The organism is Chryseobacterium sp. TB1-D10 (assembly GCF_059803555.1).
In genome coordinates, this window is record NZ_JAPFHB010000006.1 from 21,095 (window position 1) to 39,901 (window position 18,807).

Annotated in this window: 18 protein-coding genes and 1 riboswitch; of the genes, 6 read left to right on the plus strand and 12 right to left on the minus strand. The window is 37.3% G+C overall.

Annotated elements, in window-relative coordinates:
* Nucleotides 1–38: 38 nt before the first annotated feature.
* From OPU68_RS09280 to OPU68_RS09305, 6 genes are all read right to left on the minus strand, one after another.
* On the minus strand, nt 39–833 hold the full coding sequence (locus tag OPU68_RS09280) for a thymidylate synthase (RefSeq protein ID WP_498473703.1): 795 nt from the start codon (nt 831–833) through the stop codon (nt 39–41).
* 133 nt (nt 834–966) lie between these two features.
* Entirely contained in the window at nt 967–1,716 is a 750-nt protein-coding gene (locus OPU68_RS09285) for an SDR family NAD(P)-dependent oxidoreductase (RefSeq protein ID WP_498473704.1), read from the minus strand.
* Nucleotides 1,717–1,824: 108 nt separating this feature from the next.
* On the minus strand, nt 1,825–2,265 hold the full coding sequence (locus tag OPU68_RS09290; RefSeq protein ID WP_498473705.1) for a hypothetical protein: 441 nt from the start codon (nt 2,263–2,265) through the stop codon (nt 1,825–1,827).
* On the minus strand, nt 2,258–3,691 hold the full coding sequence (locus OPU68_RS09295; RefSeq protein WP_498473706.1) for a CCA tRNA nucleotidyltransferase: 1,434 nt from the start codon (nt 3,689–3,691) through the stop codon (nt 2,258–2,260). The genes OPU68_RS09290 and OPU68_RS09295 overlap by 8 nt, the downstream gene beginning before the upstream one ends.
* A 415-nt stretch (nt 3,692–4,106) precedes the next feature.
* Entirely contained in the window at nt 4,107–4,655 is a 549-nt protein-coding gene (locus OPU68_RS09300) for an L-threonylcarbamoyladenylate synthase (RefSeq protein ID WP_498473707.1), read from the minus strand.
* 2 nt (nt 4,656–4,657) lie between these two features.
* Complete coding sequence (locus OPU68_RS09305; protein ID WP_498473708.1) at nt 4,658–5,131, minus strand: hypothetical protein; 474 nt, start codon at nt 5,129–5,131, stop codon at nt 4,658–4,660.
* Nucleotides 5,132–5,622: 491 nt separating this feature from the next.
* Between OPU68_RS09305 and OPU68_RS09310 the strand changes: the two genes are divergently transcribed.
* The 5 genes from OPU68_RS09310 (at nt 5,623) to OPU68_RS09330 (ending at nt 11,150) form a co-directional block, all read left to right on the plus strand.
* Entirely contained in the window at nt 5,623–8,172 is a 2,550-nt protein-coding gene (locus OPU68_RS09310; protein ID WP_498473709.1) for a TonB-dependent receptor domain-containing protein, read from the plus strand.
* A 29-nt stretch (nt 8,173–8,201) separates the two neighbouring features.
* Nucleotides 8,202–9,380 (plus strand): beta-helix domain-containing protein, encoded by a 1,179-nt coding sequence (locus OPU68_RS09315; RefSeq protein WP_498473710.1) that lies wholly within the window; start codon nt 8,202–8,204, stop codon nt 9,378–9,380.
* Between the two features lie 111 nt (nt 9,381–9,491).
* The gene (locus OPU68_RS09320; protein ID WP_498473711.1) at nt 9,492–9,659 is read left to right on the plus strand and encodes a hypothetical protein; all 168 of its coding nucleotides are present in this window, start codon (nt 9,492–9,494) and stop codon (nt 9,657–9,659) included.
* Nucleotides 9,660–9,851: 192 nt separating this feature from the next.
* Entirely contained in the window at nt 9,852–10,544 is a 693-nt protein-coding gene (pepE, locus tag OPU68_RS09325; RefSeq protein WP_498473712.1) for a dipeptidase PepE, read from the plus strand.
* A gap of 9 nt (nt 10,545–10,553) precedes the next feature.
* Nucleotides 10,554–11,150 carry an HD domain-containing protein gene (locus OPU68_RS09330; protein WP_498473713.1) on the plus strand — a complete coding sequence of 199 codons (597 nt, stop codon included), beginning with the start codon at nt 10,554–10,556 and terminating at the stop codon, nt 11,148–11,150.
* Nucleotides 11,151–11,216: 66 nt separating this feature from the next.
* Here OPU68_RS09330 and secG read toward each other — a convergent pair whose 3' ends face one another.
* Together secG and OPU68_RS09340 are read right to left on the minus strand one after the other, a co-directional pair.
* Nucleotides 11,217–11,561: a preprotein translocase subunit SecG gene (gene secG / locus OPU68_RS09335; RefSeq protein WP_498473714.1), complete on the minus strand. Its 345-nt coding sequence runs from the start codon at nt 11,559–11,561 to the stop codon at nt 11,217–11,219.
* A gap of 61 nt (nt 11,562–11,622) precedes the next feature.
* A complete protein-coding gene (locus OPU68_RS09340; protein ID WP_498473715.1) occupies nt 11,623–12,390 on the minus strand; it encodes a T9SS type A sorting domain-containing protein in 768 nt (255 codons plus the stop codon).
* A gap of 154 nt (nt 12,391–12,544) precedes the next feature.
* Here OPU68_RS09340 and OPU68_RS09345 point away from each other — a divergent pair, with 154 nt between their 5' ends.
* Nucleotides 12,545–14,542 (plus strand): S9 family peptidase, encoded by a 1,998-nt coding sequence (locus tag OPU68_RS09345; RefSeq protein WP_498473716.1) that lies wholly within the window; start codon nt 12,545–12,547, stop codon nt 14,540–14,542.
* A gap of 126 nt (nt 14,543–14,668) precedes the next feature.
* Here the strand turns inward: OPU68_RS09345 and OPU68_RS09350 are convergent, their stop codons facing one another.
* From OPU68_RS09350 to OPU68_RS09365, 4 genes are all read right to left on the minus strand, one after another.
* Entirely contained in the window at nt 14,669–15,469 is an 801-nt protein-coding gene (locus tag OPU68_RS09350) for a DUF4197 domain-containing protein (RefSeq protein ID WP_498473717.1), read from the minus strand.
* Between the two features lie 82 nt (nt 15,470–15,551).
* Nucleotides 15,552–17,063, minus strand: coding sequence for a nitrilase-related carbon-nitrogen hydrolase (locus tag OPU68_RS09355; RefSeq protein ID WP_498473718.1), 1,512 nt, complete (start codon nt 17,061–17,063; stop codon nt 15,552–15,554).
* Nucleotides 17,063–17,755 (minus strand): SIR2 family NAD-dependent protein deacylase, encoded by a 693-nt coding sequence (locus OPU68_RS09360; protein WP_498473719.1) that lies wholly within the window; start codon nt 17,753–17,755, stop codon nt 17,063–17,065. The genes OPU68_RS09355 and OPU68_RS09360 overlap by 1 nt, the downstream gene beginning before the upstream one ends.
* Nucleotides 17,756–18,484, minus strand: coding sequence for a DUF72 domain-containing protein (locus OPU68_RS09365; protein WP_498473720.1), 729 nt, complete (start codon nt 18,482–18,484; stop codon nt 17,756–17,758).
* 156 nt (nt 18,485–18,640) lie between these two features.
* Nucleotides 18,641–18,742, plus strand: a riboswitch (SAM riboswitch).
* Nucleotides 18,743–18,807: the final 65 nt, after the last annotated feature.

Below are 18,807 nucleotides of genomic sequence, written 5' to 3' on the forward strand. Positions count from 1 at the left end.
AGAATTGTTACAAAAAAAGCGGGGAATTCCCGCCTAATTTATATCGCCACTGGCGCCTTAATCCCCGGATGCGGGTCGTAATTTTCCAAAGTAAAATCTTCAAAATCAAAATTAAAAATATCTTTGATTTCTGGATTCAGTTTCATTGTTGGTAAAGGTCTTGTTTCTCGGGAAAGCTGTCTGCTAACTTGTTCAAAATGATTGTTATAAATGTGAACATCACCAAAAGTGTGCACATAATCGCCAACTTCAAGTCCTGTAACCTGCGCCACCATCATCAGTAAAAGCGCATAGCTCGCAATATTAAACGGAACGCCCAAGAAAACATCCGCACTTCTTTGGTACAATTGAAGCGACAATTTCCCATCCGCCACATAAAACTGAAACAAGGCATGACAAGGTGCCAAAGCCATATTCGGAATTTCAGCAGCGTTCCAGGCGGAAACAATTAATCTTCTGGAATCCGGATTTTTTTTGATTTGCTCAATCACTTCTGAGAATTGATCAACCACTTTTCCATCTGCACCGTTCCAGCTTCTCCACTGTGCACCGTAAACAGGACCTAAATCACCATTTTCATCTGCCCATTCGTTCCAAATGGAAACGCCATTGTCAGTCAGATATTTGGTGTTTGTATCGCCTTTGATGAACCAAAGCAATTCATAAATAATAGATTTCAAGTGAACCTTTTTAGTTGTAACCAAAGGAAAACCTTTTGATAAATCATAACGTAACTGGTAGCCAAAAACGCTTCTTGTACCCGTTCCTGTTCGGTCGGTTTTATCTGTTCCGTTATCTAAAATATGCTGAAGTAAATCGAGGTAGTTTTGCATTTTGAAGCGAATAATTAGGATTACAAAATAAAGAATTTTAAATTTAAAAATCTGTTAAAAAGACAAAATATTAATGATAGAAAAAAAGCATCCACGAAGAGTGAATGCTTCCTAAAATATTTATTTTTAAATCTTAAACCGCAGTATAACCACCATCAACAAGATAATAACCTCCTGTCATAAAAGATGATTTTTCTGAGCTTAGGAAAAGAACCAATTCCGCAACTTCTTCCGACTTTCCAAGTCTTCCCATCGGATGTTTTGCAATCAAAGCTTTTTTATGTTCCTCATCAAGCTGATTTAATAATGGAGTATCTATGTAACCTGGTCCGACTGCGTTACAGCGGATATTTTTTTGTCCGTATTCCGCACCGATGTTTTTCGTCAAACCTACAACGGCATGTTTTGTAGAAGTATAGGCTGAAGAAAGTGGTGCTGCAACCGTTCCGTGAATTGATGCGATGTTGACGATTACGCCGCCTCCGTTTTTTTCCATCTGTGTTAATTCGTATTTACATCCGTAAAAAACGCCATCAAGATTGATATCAATGACTTTCTTCCAACCATCCAAAGTGTAATCCCCGGTTTGATTTGCTTCACCTCCGATTCCCGCGTTGTTGCAAGCAATATCCAGTCTGCCGTAAGTTTCAACTGTTGATTTTATTAAGGCTTCCACCTGTTCCGGGTTTGAAGTGTCTGCTTTTACGAAAGTTGCTTCTCCACCCGCCGATTTTATTTCCTCAACGGCTGATTTCCCATGCTCTTCATTGATGTCCGACACAATCACTTTTGCACCTTCTTTAGCATATAATTTTGCGATAGCAAGTCCGATTCCGGAACCTGCGCCTGTAACCAAAGCTACTTTATTGTCTAGAATTTTCATAATAAATGTTGTATTAATGATAATCCTCAAGCAACAAAAACAATGCTAATGAAAGTACTGAACAGTTAATACTTTCTTAAATGTTTCATTTTGAAGCATTGCGTTGATTTAGAAAATATTTAAAATCTTCTGACTTATATTATTCAAAGAAAAAAGCTCACCTTCCTGTTTCCCATTCATTGCTTTTGCAAGTGGAGATTCCAGAGAAATGCAAATGATTTTCTCATTTTCAACTTTAATTTCGCCTAATGAAACTGAAATAAAAAACAAACCTTTTTCCGTTTTCACAATCGCGCCTTTTTCGGCTTTGTCAGACGGTTTTGGAAGAACTGTTTTTAAGGAATCCTTTTGTTTCAGGATTTCATTTAGTTGAACTTGCAGATTGTTGATTTCCTGCTGCAGCATTTCTCTTCCGGTTTCATATTTATCACCCATCGAACTTTTTGTGTCATTGCTAGATGCGCGGGTTTCAGCGATGAGTTTCTCGAAATTTTCGATTTTTTCGGAGAGTTTTTGTCGGATGATTTTTATTAATTCTTCTTTATTCATTTTTAAGTACTAAAGTCAATCCCAATTTCTCAGCTTCATTAATCACAAATTCTCTCGCTTCAATCTTATCATTTTGTATTTCGCCTTCCAGAATCGCTTCTTTCACTTTTTCTTTCAAAATTCCGATTTCTCTACCAGGATTCAAACCAAATAGTTCCATAATTTCTTCACCGGAAATTGGTGGTTGGAAGTTTCTAACCTGATCTTTCTCCTCAACTTCTTTTATTTTCGTGGCAACATATTCAAAGTTTTGTTTGAATTTGGCTTGCTTAGAATAATTCTTGGTCGTGATGTCAGATTTGCAAAGTGTGAACAGGTCTTCCAAATCTTCTCCGGAATCGAAAAGCAAACGACGCAACGCCGAATCCGAAGCATCATCCGTAATCAAAGCAATTGGTCTGGCGTGCATTCTTACCATTTTTTCAACGAATTTATGTTCCTGTCCCAGCGGAAGTTTTAACCGTTTGAAAATCGATTTTGTCATTTTAGAACCCAGAAATTCGTGACCGTGAAAAGTCCAGCCGATGCCTTCTACAAACTTTTTCGTTGGCGCTTTTCCGATGTCGTGGAGTAGCGCTGACCAACGAAGCCAAAGTTTATCGGTGCTCTCAGAAATGTTATCTACTACAGCCAAAGTGTGATAGAAATTATCTTTATGCGTTTGTCCGTCAATGTCTTCGATTCCTTTTAATGCTGTGAGTTCTGGGAGAATGTACTTTAAAAGTGAAGTTTCTTCAAGGAGTTTCAAACCTTTGGAAGGTCTGTCGGAAAGCATTATTTTATTGAATTCGACCATTATTCTTTCCATCGAAACAATTTTCATTCTTTCTGCTTCGTCTTTGATGGCTTTCAAAGAATTTTCTTCGATTTTAAAATCTAAAGTTGTTGCAAATCTTATTGCGCGCATCATTCTAAGCGGATCGTCGGAATAAGTTTGATGAGGTTCAAGTGGCGTTCTCAGGATTTTCTTGTTCAAATCTTGAAGACCGTCAAAAGGATCAATCAGTTCGCCGAAATTTTCTTTGTTTAATGAAATCGCCATTGCATTTATGGTGAAATCTCTGCGTTTCTGATCGTCCTCAATCGTTCCAATTTCAACGGATGGTTTTCTGGAGTCCTCGCTGTAACTTTCTTTTCTGGCGCCCACAAATTCCAGTTCCAAATCTCTGTACTTGAACATTGCGGTTCCATAAGTTTTGAAAACCGCCACTTTTATTTTTGGATCGATTTCTTTAGCGATGCTTTCTGCCAGTTCTATTCCGCTGGATTCTGTGACGAAATCTATGTCGGTAGGTACTTTTCTTTTCATGATCAGATCGCGAACGAATCCGCCAACTGCGTAAACGGATTGTCCGTTTCTGGAAGCGACTTCAGAAATGATCTTGAAAAGTTTGAGGTTTTTATTTTGAGCTAAGTTGATTATCATTAAATAATTAGAAGATTAAAGGATTAAAAATTCTTTAATAATTGGACGAGTCAAATTATGTTGGCAAAGATAATTCTTTTGGGAAAAGTTTCTACTATGCGAAGCTGCGTAAGCGATAGTAGCGGTTATCCTTTCTTGTGGGCTTGCCAGCCCATAAGAAAGATAATAGTGGATAGCGCGGTCTCCCTATTTTTTTGCGTGGCTTTAGCTTGGGAAAAATAGGGAGATACGCCCAAATTGTTAGTAATCAAGACATTTTGACTTTTAATTTGGAGTCGAAAACTGAAAATAAGAAATTCTGTCTGCAAAAATCTTTCGGTATTTGTTTTGCGATAAGAGTAAATACAAAAAGTAGTTTTTTTCATAGTTTATTTTTCCGGCGGATGATCTTGCAAAAGGTCATCCGCCGGTTTTTTTATTCCCTCAGAACTTTGATCTGACTGTTGTTCCAAATCTTGATCACAGACGATCCGGGATATTCCGAAACCTTGTTGTGAAATTCTTCTACTATATAATCCACGGAGTTTTTGATCTCATCCGAGATATCAGAAAACTTCAAAGGTGATTTTTGTCCGCTGAGATTTGCTGAAGTTGAGACCAAAGGTTTGTTAAGTTTTGTAACCAGTTTTTTACAGAAATCATTTTTTACCAGACGGATTCCGATGCTTCCGTCTTCGGCGAGTAATTCTTTCGGTAAGTTTTTGGGATTTTCGTAAACTATGGTTACCGGTTTTTCGCTGACGTCCATAATTTGCCAGGCTATTTCCGGAACATCTACAAGGTCTTGCAAACGTTTTTCAGACTCTACTAATATAATAAGTGATTTGTTGGCTTCTCTTTTTTTGATATCGAAGATCTTTTTGATGGCTTCTATATTAGTCGCGTCGCAACCGATTCCCCAGATTGTATCTGTTGGGTAAAGTATTGTTCCGCCGGATTTTAAAATTTCTAAGGCTTTTTCCATAATTATTTAGTTCTGTCTATAAATGTTTTCTTTATTTCAGCAATGTTTGGATTTCTGGATGAGAATATAATGGTGTCATAATCTCCTTTTGTTTTTAAAGTGTCTTCCAAAAATAAAATTTTAGAATAATTCTCACCTTCAAAATTGTAAACAAATCTACCTTGTTTTTGTCCTTTATAATATGATACTTCTTTTAATTTAACTGGCTTCTCAATTCCATAATACATCAAATCTGTGTATTCTACAAAATCTGTGATTTTATAAAAACTGAAAATCAGAAAGATAAGCGTTGGAAATGCAATTAATGAAAATGTTATTTTAAATCTTTTCGCAATCTCTAATCCGAATCTTTCCTGAAAATAGCCATTGAGTACTAAGGTAAACGGGGAAACAAAACCTATGGTTTCTATTTTCTTAAAAACTATTTTTCCACTGATTAGAATACTCAAGAATCCAATACCTATCCAGCAAATCATTGTTGAAAGAACAATGATGAAAAATTGACCCGAATTCAAATTAATCTTCCACCAAAAATGATATGAGATAAGGAATGAAATCCCAATTAAGACAATTGAGGAGATTAAATACTTTGAAATTATTTTAAAATTCAATCTGGTTTTTAGTTTTTCTTTTTAATAAAATAATTTGATATCAAATTTTTCAATACCCATACAGATGTTGTTTAGGTCTCATTTTCGGGAAATTCTCAATGTTAACACATTTTTAAAATTTCAAAACACTGATTTTTAGTATTTTAAATGTTTTAATAAATTTCCGCAGTTAAAATTATCTGGTGCAAATTTAACAAATAATGAACAGACTTTTAAATAGCCTTAATCTGTTAACCTGGATTTAACATAATCTTGATTTTCGTAACAGGATGTTAAAAAATAGTTGTTAATTCTTATACATTCGGATTGCCATCCAAAGCATTTCTTTGGCAACGAAGAAAAAAGGAAATCAAAAAATGAAAGCAAAAACAATAAGCATCAGTGCTTTGTTTCTTTGTATGTCCACCACAATGTTGTTGGCACAAACTACAACCGACACGCTGAAAGGCGAGAAGAAAATTGATGAGGTAAAAATCATCGGAAACACCAAAAAAAGCAGTGAATCAAACATCATCTCGACACAGCGAAAATCTGCAGAGATTATTGAAAGAGTTGGTTCTGTTCAGTTATCCAAACAAGGAATTGGCGACGTAGCAACTGCGGTTACCAAAGCTACCGGAACTGTAAAGCAGGAAGGTGGAAATACAATCTCCGTAAGAGGTTTGCTGGATCGTTACAATGCAACCACAATGAATGGCTTGCCAATACCATCGGACGATCCCGAAAATAAAAACATCGATTTGTCATTACTGAAAACGGATATCATAGATTACATTTCCTTGGAAAAAGTTTTCAACCCGAGATTAATGGGAGACTTCGGTGGTGCTAATATCAACATTGTTTCCAAAGAATATTCTGGTAAAGGATTTATTGCCCTTGGAATGGATAGCGGCTACAATCTACAGAATTCTAAAACGGATAAATTCTTGTTACAGGATGGTCCCAACTTTTTCGGAACCAAAGTTCAAAAGGTTCCTGCTAATCCACTTTCTGCTTACAATTATCAGACAAGCTGGAATTTTAAAGACGCATTTGGTCCATCGATGCTGATGCCAATCAACACGGGTATGAACATTCAGGCTGGTAAATCTTTCAAAATCGGCGAGCAGGGTAGATTGAATACTTATGCTTACGCTGGTTTCAATAATGACTTTACGTACAGAGAAGGATCTGAAGGACAGTTTGGTAAAGAAACAATGTTCAAAGATTTTGATAAAGTTCAGAAATATTCTTACAATACCAATTCTACCGGATTATTGAATTTCTTCTACAGAATCAATCCAAACCACCAGTTGAAGTTGATCACCAACTATATCCACTCAACAAATCAGGAAGCTAAGATCTACGAAGGTGCTATCAGAGATTATGCAGAAAATGGAGGGGCTTATGTAAGAAGAGCAGATTATAAAGTCACCAATACATTGGTCAATCAGTTAGGTGGAGATCACAAATTCGGAGAGAAATTCTCTATCAACTGGATTGCTGGTTACAATTATCTTAATAGCCAAAGACCAGATAGAATGACGAATACTTTAGTTCGTAATAATGATGCAGAAGGTACTTATTCTGTAACCAGAGAAGCGGGACTTAACAACCGTTATTACGATAATCTGGATGATAAGGAATACACAGGTAATGTCACATTGAACTACAATCTGAAAGACCAAACCAAAATTGCAGTTGGCTACCAAGGTAGATTCAAGAAAAGAACATTCTTTTCCAAACAGATGGACTTTAAATGGAATAATGATAATGCTGATCCTATCAGACTTACGGATCCAAATAATGTAGATGGTGTATTCAATTCTTATAACTACGCCAAAGGTTTTTTTGATATCACAAGTAATTTTGGACCGGCTACTGTGTTACAGCCTATTCTTTACAATGGCGATCAGGACATCAATTCTGGCTTTGCAAATGTAGATTACAAATTTTCGGAAAGATTCATGGCTCAGGTAGGTGTTAGATATGACCGTGTGAAACAGTATGTGGAATGGAATGTGAATTATTATACACCTATCAATAATATAGAAAAAAATTACAATAAGTTTTTACCGGCCTTTAACCTGAAATATTCTATCAATGATAGACAGAACCTTAGATTAGCAGCATCCAGAACTTATACATTGCCACAGCTGAAAGAGATGGCACCCTATATCTACATAGATATTACGGAAACTACAATTGGTAATTACTATTTGAACCCTTCGGATAATAATAATGTGGATCTTAAGTGGGAATACTTCCCAAAATCAGGAGAGGTGGTGTCGGTTACAGGTTTTGGAAAATACATTCAAAATCCAATTTCCAGAACTACTATCAATTCATCAGATCAGTTTTTCTCCTATCTTAATGCAGGAGACTGGGGTTACATGTACGGTTTTGAAGCTGAGGTCAGAAAAGATCTTGTAAGTTTCGGAAGCGGATCCAAGCTGTACACATTTGTGAATGCTACTTACATGGATTCTAAAGCTGAACTCAATGCTGAGAAAGTGACTAAAGAAACAATGGATCCAGCGTCTGGTAACAGTGTGTTTGCAGTTAACTTCGATAAAAAAGAAGATAAATTACAGGGTGCTGCAGACTTCGTGGCCAATGCAAATCTAGGACTTAATCACAAATGGAACAGCGGAAACGAACTGGATTTGGTAGCGTCTTATTCTTACGTAGGAAGCTATATCTATTCCATCAGTACTTTCGAAAGCGGTAATATCGTTCAGAAACCAATCAATATGCTGGATTTCACAGCCAAATTCAGATTCCAAAATAACATAGATTTTGGTATTTCACTTAAAAACCTTTTAAATCCTGAGATCAAAAGAGTACAGGAAAATACGCTTAATTCCGAAACCTATAACTTCAAAAGAGGTCAGGTGATCGGGGTAAACGTAGGCTATAAATTTTAATAAATAATAAATAAACAAAATAAATCAAAATGAAAAAGTTAATCTCAAGTGCATTGGTTCTTTGCACGCTATCTCTTACAACAGTATCAGTTTTTAATTCTTGTTCTTCTGATGAAGATACGACTATCACACCTAACCCAAGTAATGTAAACATAGATGTGAATAATTTCAAAGTCGCACTTAACTCTGGAGACAAATTGGTTCTTGATGCAACAAAAACTTACACAATGACAGGTCCTGTTATCGTAAACAATGGGGCGGAACTTACTATTCCCGCAGGAACTAAGATTAATTGCGTTGGAGGTACTTCTACTTATGTAGCAGTAGCACAAGGTGGTAAGATTTTCTCAAATGGTACAGCTGCTAATCCGGTTATTTTTTCTTCTACAACAGCCAAGAAATCAGACTGGGGTGGTATCGTAATTTGCGGAAAAGCGCCTATTAATGCTGGTGCAACTGCAACTTCAGAAGTAGCGACTTTAACTTACGGTGGTACTGTAGCAGATGATAACAGTGGATCTATTACCTATACGCAGATCAGATATGCTGGCGCTAGATTTAGCGACACAAAGGAGTACAACGGACTTTCTCTTTTTGGAGTTGGGAGCGGAACAAAGATTGAAGGCGTATCTGTACTGGACGGTGCAGATGACGGTATCGAATTCTTCGGAGGTACAGTAAATGTTAGCAATATTGTTTCTGTAAACAATGATGATGACGGACTTGACTGGACAGAAGGTTGGAACGGTACTGCAACTAACGTATTTACAAAAAGAACTTCAGCAACTGTTGGTAACAGAGGAATCGAAGCAGATAATAACTCAAAAAACAGGTCAGCTACTCCTTTGTCAAATCCAACAATCAAAAATGCAACGTTCATAGGTTATACAACTAGTGATACAGAAGGTGTAGGAACAAACATCTTTAGAGAAGGTACTAGCGCAACTTTGGATAATATCGTTTTTTCTGGATGGGGCAATGCTATTACAATTCAGCACGACGAGTCTGTAGTACTTCTTAACGGAAAAAACAAATTCACAAACATCAAGTTTGATAACGTAACTACAAAAGCCGTAACCATAGCTTCTGCTACTGGATCTGTTGCTCAGCCAGCAGCAGCAGGCACTTATACAGAAAACCCAAATGCAGTAGGTGCTGGTAACGGTACAGCTACACCAACTTGGGCAACTGGTTGGGCAGGATTATAAATTTTCTTTTTTCTTCATATCAAATCAAATTTATTTGAGCCCGCAATCATTTTGCGGGCTTTTTTTATTTAAATCAATAGACAATCTATTATTAGCACCGTCAGTTATAATATGACCGATGGCAAACATGCTATTACCCTTGGCGTTGACAAAATTACCGGTGGCGGACATACTTTTAGCGATGGCGGACATACTTTTACCATTGGCGGACATACTATTATCCTTGGCGACTTCAAAGTTACCGATGGCGGAAGTACTATGACCGATGGCAATTATTGATTTAGCATAAGTTATAGCAATATTTCAAGCACAACTTATAAATGAGAAACATCATTTAAAAAAAATCTGCATCATCTGCTAAATCAGCGAGAGATTATATTCCAGTTAAAAAACATTTCCCGAAATTTGCCAAACGCCAAACGCCAAACGCCAAACGCCAAACGCCAAACACCAAACACCAAACACCTAAAAATGGACATCCTACTAGCCTCAACATCCACACTCTACGGCGGACAATATCTGGAATACCTCAAACCAGAACTCATAAAACTATTCGAAGGAATCACAGACATCATCTTCATCCCGTTCGCAAGACCCGGCGGCATCTCCCACGATGATTACACGCAAAAAGCAAAAGACTTTTTCGCTACAATCGATATTAATGTAAAAGGTCTTCACGAGTTTGATGACAAAATTGAGGCAGTCAATTCTGCAAAAGGATTCTTCACAGGAGGCGGCAACACATTTCTGTTAGTCAAAACCCTCCACGAATTTGGATTAATGAAAATCCTAAAGCAAAATATAGAATCTGGAAAACCATACCTCGGTTGCAGTGCAGGAAGCAACATCGGCGGCATCAATATGAAAACAACCAATGATATGCCCATCGTCTATCCACCAAGCTTTGACTGTATGGCACTGGTTCCGTTCAATATCAATCCACATTACCTCGACCCAAACCCCGAGATCAGACACAACGGAGAAACCAGGGAAACCAGAATCAAAGAATTCCTGACCCAGAATGACATCAAAGTCATTGGACTCAGAGAAGGCAATTGGATAAGAAGAATCAATAACAAAATCACCGTAGAAGGTTTAGAACTCACAAGAATCTTCGAAAAAGACAAAGAAACATACGAAGTTGAAGCTGGAACAGAATTATAACAATCAAAAATGAAAATCCAAAAAGAAATAGATTTCATCCTGGCAATTGATGCCCTGAAGAATATCAACAGAAGAAATTACAACGCAGACGATTCCCGGAGAGAAAACACCGCAGAGCACAGCTGGCAGATTGTAGTCCTTGCCCAAATACTTTTTCCTTATGCTAAAGATAATCAGGAAATAGATTTATTAAGAGTCATAAGAATGTTATCCATTCATGACTTGGTAGAAATTGACGCAGGCGACACTTTTTTGTTTGATGAGGAGGGAATGAAAGGTAAATTCGAGCGCGAAAAACTCGCAGCCAAAAGAATCTTCGGAATTCTGGATGAGCCGCTCTCCACAGACTTCTACAACCTTTGGATAGAATTCGAAGAAGAAAAAACACCAGACGCCATCTTCGCCTGCGCGATTGACAGAATAATGCCTTTTATTCTAAACGCCCACACCTCAGCAAAAAGCTGGACAGAAGCAGCCGTCACCGAGAAACAGGTGCGGACAATGCTGGAAACTGCCATTTGCAGATCATCCAATGATTTGGAAGAATGTTTCAAAGTTCTGATGGAAAGATGTCTCGATGACAAAAAACTGGTGAGAGATTTATAATTAATGACAAACAAAAATCGCCTCGAAATTTTTCGAGGCGATTTTATATTTAAGAATAAACTTCTGTTATTTGGTTACTGGAGCCTGAGTCGCAGGAGCAGCACTATTAGCTGGACCTTGATTTACAGGAGCTTCAGATTTTACTGGCGTTGGGAATGTTGGCGCTACTTGCGACGGCTTTCCTGTAAGAACGATGCTTAGCAAGATCAAAACAACAATTGTAGCTCCCAATGTCCAGGTTGCTTTTTCCATAAAATCATTGGTTCTCTGCACCCCGAAGTTTGCAGCAGATGCTCCACCAAAAGTACCGGAAAGTCCGCCTCCTTTTGGATTTTGCGCCATGATGATGATAACTAATAAGATGCTAGCAATGATAATTAGAATCATAAACAGCGTAAATATTGTGCTCATAGTATAGTCTTAGTAATAAATTTTGAAGCGCAAATATATGGATTTTAATCAATAATAAAAGTTATTTCTTAATAAATTTCACAATATTGGTTTCGTTGCTAAGAGATTTCAGTTTAATAAAATATACACCCGCTGTAAGTCTGGAAATATCAATTTTGCTTCCTTTGAAATCACTTTTCGAAATCACTTTTCCTGATCCATCAATCACTTCATAAGCAATAAAATTTTTATCAGATTCTATGTTGATATAATCCTGAACCGGATTTGGGAAGATTTTTACTACAGCATTTTTCTTGGAAGGATCATTCACAGCAAGCAGACAAGCGGGTGGGTTTGAGATTGATCCTGCTGAGTAATCATAGAAAATTGTATCTTCTACGATAACAGAATATTCTTGTGAAATCGGAGGTGGTGCAAATGTCAGACAATTATTAAAAGTAGCAAGAACCTTGAAAAAATCTAAAGTCATTTTGTACCAGCCTTCACAAGCTGGCGTCATATTGTTTCCTGGTCCCCAAACATCAACTGTAGAATTGATGTCTAAAGAATTGGTAAATAAACAAATTGAATTCCAATTGGATGGTGGTTTGAAATACAATGTCCGGCTAGGAATTGGACCATAAAAATAATCTCTGGAACGAATCGCGGAAAGCGTTCCATTATTATCTTTCACCCTTGCTTTTACAAGTGTATTCTTATCAATAGTAATATTAATATTATTAATTCCAGATGGAGAATTAATAGTAGGATCTGTACCATCTGTTGTATAATATATGGTACCAACTGCCGAAACGGTAGCAGTATAAGGAGAATAACCATGATATTCCATGGGGCCAAAAGTTTGACCGAACAAAGATTGAAACATCAAGATTAAACAAAATAATACAAGTTTTCGCATAAGAATTAGTTTTAAATGGTTAAATTCAAATTTAGATAAAATTTTAATAACTTCGTCCGAGTTTTTTCAAAATCAATTACTTATAATGAAATTTAAACATATCATCACTGCATTGGCAGTAACACCTTTTATGATGAATGCACAACAAGTCATGACACCGGAAATCATGTGGACGCTCAATCGGTTAGGCGTTCAGTCTGTTTCCCCGGATCATCAATCATTAATTTACAAGGTCAGCAAAACAGATCTCAAAACAGAAAAATCAAATTCTGAAGCATTCTGGTTGGATCTTTCCGGAAAAGCTGCCAAATTGGATTTAGGAAAGAAGAGCCTGATTCAATGGGACAAAAACGGAATCTATGCCTTAGAAAATAATCAGATATTTCTCTCAAAAGATTCGGGAAAAACCTGGTCTGGATTTTATACTATTGGCGAAGTGGATAACATTGTAATCTCGCCTGACGGTAAAAAAGTAGCCTTCAGCAAAGCGGTTCATATTGAGAATCTTCTTGGAAAAGACAAATACAAAGATCTGCCCAAAACGACAGCCCAAATCTATACAGACCTGAATCACCGCCATTGGGATGCCTGGCACGAAGGTTTTTATAACCACGTTTTCACAGTTAATACTTCAGAATCTGTGGATAAGGCAAAAGATCTTTTGGAAGGACAAGCTTTTGATTCACCTCAGAAACCGTTTGGTGGCGCGGAAGATTTCGTTTGGAGTCCGGATTCTTCTCAATTGCTTTATGTTTCCAAAAAGAAAAGCGGTGCAGAGTATGCGCAAAGCACAAACACAGACATTTATTGTTATGATCTGGCAAGTGGTGTTACCAAAAATATTACAGAAGGAATGATGGGTTATGATGTCAATCCGAAGTTCAGTCCGGATGGTAAATTCCTGCTTTGGAACTCTATGGAAAGAGACGGTTTCGAAGCTGATAAGAATGACATTATAATGATGGATTGGAAAGCAATGACATCTGTAAATCTGACAAAAGCCTGGGACGAAAGTGTTACAGGTGATGTTTCCTGGAGCCAGGATGCAAAAGCCATTTATTTCACTTCAGCTTTCAGAGGGACAAAACAATTATTCTCTGTCGATGTAAAAAACAAAACGGTAAAACAAATTACGAAAGGTGATTTTGATATTAATGAAATAGTTCTGGAAAATAAAGGAAAACTTTGGGTTACAAAAACCGACATTAATCATAACGCTGACCTGTTTGAAGTTGATTTGAAAAATTCGTCTTTGAAACAAATTACTGACATTAATAAAGACAATTACGCCAAATTAGTTCCAGGTAAATCTGAACTTAAAATGGTAAAAACCACAGACGGAAAAGAAATGGGTGTTTGGTTTCATTACCCACCAAACTTCGATCCGAATAAAAAATATCCCACTTTGGTTTATTGTCAAGGCGGCCCACAGTCTGCTTTGACACAGTTTTTTTCAACAAGATGGAACTTCGCTTTGATGGCTGCAAACGGTTACATCGTTGTTGCTCCAAACAGAAGAGGAATGCCGGGCTGGGGTGTAGAGTGGAATGAGCAGATCAGCGGCGATTGGGGTGGACAACCAATCAAAGATTATTTGTCAGCAACCGATTTTGCAAAAACCTTACCTTATGTCGATGGAAGCAGAGTAGCGGCTGTTGGTGCTAGTTATGGAGGTTATTCCGTTTTTATGCTGGCTGGCGTTCACGAGAACAGATTCAAAACATTCATTGCACATGACGGATTGTTTGATATGAAATCCTGGTATGGAACAACTGAAGAACTTTGGTTTGCCAATTGGGACTTCAAAGGATCTTATTGGTTTAAACCAATGCCAAAGGCTTTTTCGAAGTACAATCCAAGTAATTATGTAGAGAAATGGAATACACCAATAATGGTCATCCAAGGCGGAATAGATTTCCGCGTTCCTTATGAGCAAGGCCAGGAAGCATTTCAAGCTGCAAAACTGAAAGGCCTGAAAACCAAATTCCTTTATTTCCCGAACGAAAACCACTGGGTACTGCATCCGCAAAACGGTTTGGTTTGGCAGAGAGAATTCTTTGACTGGTTGAAGGAAACGTTGTAGAAATTTAATAAAAAAGTGTCAGAAAATCTCTGACACTTTTTTATTAAATTATTTTAAACCAATTGATTGTTGAATTATTTATAATTTCAAATCGGTAGGAGTTTTTGATAAATTTTGTTATGATCCTTATTTCTTAACCGCTCCAAAAACCTTTTGCAAAACAGAAGTGGTTCTCATGGCTGCGTTATTTCGAATTCCGGTTTCTTTCTCGGCAACCATCTTGAAAACGCCATTGATGGTTTCATTTGTCACATATTCGTTGAGGTCTGTGGTAACGGCTTGTCCTGTGAAGGTATTGTATTTGGAGATGATATTTTTCCAAACCGTATCGGCGCCAACTTTACTTAATGAAGCCTGTACTTTTGGCTGAAAAGCAGTAAATAATTGTGTCTGAGTTTTAGTCTGAAGATAGTTGGTAGCAGCATTATTACTTCCTAAGAGAATGTTTTTTGCATCGGTAATCGTCATAGATGTAATTGCGTTTGCAAAAATGGGAGTTGCTTCTGTTACTGCATCTTCCGCAGCTCTGTTAAGCAATTTTACACCTTGATCAGCCAAACTTCCCAAGCCGAAAGTTCGAAGCGTTGCATCTATTTTTCTCAATTTTTCTGGCATCAATATTTTTACGGCTTCATTTTTAAAAAAGCCATCTGTAACACCCAATTTTTGGACACCTTCTTTTACGCCAAGATTCAGAGCTTCTTTCAGTCCGGATGAGATTTGGGTGGAAGTAAGATTACCAAGATTTATATTAGAATTGTTTGTAGTACCAGGAACTTGCGTTGTAGTAGTTGCAGGTTTTTGTGTTTTCGGATTGCTTAAGTCTATCCCTGTTTTGTCTTTTACGGCTTTAAAAAGATCAGAAATCTGCGCTTGAGCAGACATTGAAAATAGTAAGCCAGCAGCTAAGAAAATCGTTTTTTTCATTATTTATAATTGTATATAAAATTAGATGATTAATTAGTAGCGATGTTAAGTCTCAATCGAAATTAAATAAATCAAAACTGATTTAAGATTGATTTCTCAAGATTACATCATATAAATCCTGTCTTCTATCAGTCAAAGTTTTTACCGAACCGTTATAATGTAATTCTTTTAATAAATTTAAATCGACATCTACAATAATCGTCATTTCGGTATTAGGAGTTGCTTCACCTTTGATGGCATTGGACGGAAACGCAAAATCCGAAGGCGTGAAAACCGTCGCCTGACCGTATTGAATATCCATATTATTCACACCAGGCAAATTCCCGACACACCCTGCAATTGCAACATAACATTCATTTTCAATAGCTCTGGCGGCTGCGCAATGTCGCACTCGTGTGTAAGCATTCTGAGTATCTGTGAGATAAGGGACGAAAAGAATCTTCATTCCCTGATCTGCTAATAATCTTGGCAATTCCGGAAATTCGACATCGTAGCAAATAATCACACCAATTTTTCCGCAGTCGGTATCAAAAACCTTGATTTCATTTCCGCCGGTCATTCCGTAATATTTCTTTTCATTTGGCGTAATGTGGATTTTCCTGTATTCATCTATTTTTCCGTCTCTATGAAGTAGATAACTCACATTGTAAAGTTTTCCGTCTTCCAAAATCGGCATACTTCCGGAGATGATGTTCACGTTGTAGCTGATGGCCATTTCAGAAATTTTTTCTTTAATTTCCTCTGTGAGTTCAGACAGTTTTTCCATCGATTCTCTTTCGTTTAAATGATTGAAAGGCGCCAGCAGCGGTGTATTAAACAATTCTGGAAACAAACAGAAATCCGACTGATAACCTGAAACAGCATCCACAAAAAACTCAACCTGCTTGTAAAAGTCCTCTATATCTTTCAATGGCCGCATCTGCCATTGGATCAGCCCAAGCCGGATGACGCTGTCCTGCATTGTGTTTTTCTTCGCCGTATAATAAATATTGTTCCATTGAAGAAGAACCGCGTATTCTTCGGATTCTGTATCGCCTTTAAGATACCCTTTCAGAATTTTGACCGGCGAAAAATTATTCCCAATCTGAAAACTTAAAACGGGGTCATAAATCTCTTTGTTTCTTACTTTTGTGATGTATTCTCTTGGGGAAAGTTCCTTGCTGTATAGATGATAATTCGGGATTCGCCCGCCTACGATGATGGATTTCAGATTCATAATCTCGCACAATTCTTTCCGCGCGTCATAGAGTCTTCTGCCTAATCTCAAAGCTCGGAAATCGGGATCTACGAAAACTTCGATGCCATAAAGCACGTTTCCAATATTGCTGTGCGTGTTGAAAGAAAGGTTTCCAGTAATCTCATCATAGGTATGCTGATCGCCGTAGAGTTCATAATTTACACTGATAGACAGAGCCGCCGCTGCCAGTTTGCCGTCTACGATAATGCAAATCTGTCCTTCCGGAAAGATGGAAGTCAGTTTCTGGATACTCCTTTTGCTCCAGACATTATCATCAATTACTGGATAGGCTTTCTGCATGGCTTCTGCCAGCTCATCATAATCATCAATGGTTAATTTTCTTATTTCTACCTGCATTATTGATAATTTTCTATTAATATTTGTTTTAATTTTTTCATTCCTTCCGTTGCGGAGGCTTTGAAATAATTTTCATTTCGGGTAAACGAATTTGGATTTTCGAGGTTTGGATCGATGACAAAAAATTCGCAATGGCTTGGAACATATCTTACCACGGAAGCTGCCGGATAAACCTGCATGGATGTTCCAATGACCAGAAATAAATCGGCTTGTGAAGCAATTTCAATCGCATTGTCCATTTCCAGAACCATCTCGCCAAACCAAACGATGTGTGGCCGAAGCTGCGAACCATCACTGTGAAGATCGCCTAAATGAATGTCGTTTTCCCAATCCAGTATTTCATTTTCATTGTCAACCGACCTTGCTTTTTTAAGTTCGCCATGAAGATGAATGATTTTTTTAGAACCGCCACGCTCGTGCAGATCGTCTACATTCTGGGTGATGATATGAACATCGAAATAGTCTTCAAGTTCTGCAAGCAATATATGAGCCGTGTTGGGTTCTACGTCATTCAGTTGTTGCATTCTTGAATTATAAAAATCCAGAACCAACTTTGGATTTTTAGCAAAACCTTCCGGCGAAGCCACATCTTCCACGCGGTGATTTTCCCAAAGTCCGTTGGAGTCTCTAAAGGTTTTGATGCCACTTTCTGCTGAGATTCCTGCGCCTGAGAGTACGACAAGTTTTTTCATTTACTTCAAAATTTTCTTTAAATATAATGAATTTTCTACCGCAGCTGTTCCCCAGGTGTTATTGAACATTATATAAAATTCATTTTTAGTTTCTTTGATCTTCTCAGCAAGATCATTCAAAAATTCCTCTGAATAGGGCGATTTGTAAAGTATTGGTTTTCCGTGAAGGCGATAATATCCGATTTTAGGATTTGTGATAATGACTTCATCAGATAAGTTTCCGGGAAAACTGGTTCCGCTGAAGATCCATTTTTTGTCTTTAAAAATTTTAAAAACCTCATCACTCCACCAGGAATTATGTCGAAATTCTGCGACGATTAAGTGATCATCAGGTAGGTTTTCATTAAGCCAATTTAAATTTTCTGATGTATTATGGAATGAAGGCGGGAATTGAAATAAAAAACCAGCAAGCTTTTCTTCAAGATGCGTCTGTATGTAATTACAGAAATCTATAATCTCTTCTTTCTTGTTTTCAAAAGGTTTTTGGTGTGAAATCGTTTTTGGGATTTTAATAAAAAATTTAAAATAATCCGGAGTTTCATCTACCCATTTTTGAAGTGTTTTAGCTGTCGGTTTTCGGTAAAATGTACTGTTAATTTCCACAATATCAAATGCCTGAGAATATAATTTGAGGAAGTCTTTGTTCTGAGAATCTGCCGGATAAAGTGAGCCTTTCCAGTCTGTGTTGTAAAATCCTGAACAGCCGATATGGTATTTTGTCTTAGTCATTTTCATTTTTATTAATGATTAATTTCTGTGCCAATCAGCATCAAATCAATGAATTAAAATCAATATGATATTTATCATACCAAATTAGTATGAAATAAATTTGGATCGATAAAAGTGAAGCCCGTATTTTTGCGCTGTGATTACGAATTGCTGTCATACTTATTAAGAAAGACCGAGGGAACTGACCCATTGACGTCTTAACAACCTGCCGAAAGGAAAGGTGTTGCATTCAGCCTTTGAAAGAAGGAAAGATAAGTTTAAAAGTTTTTATTATTGGACCAAACGCATCCTTATATAACTTCTTCCGGACTTGTCTGGGAGAA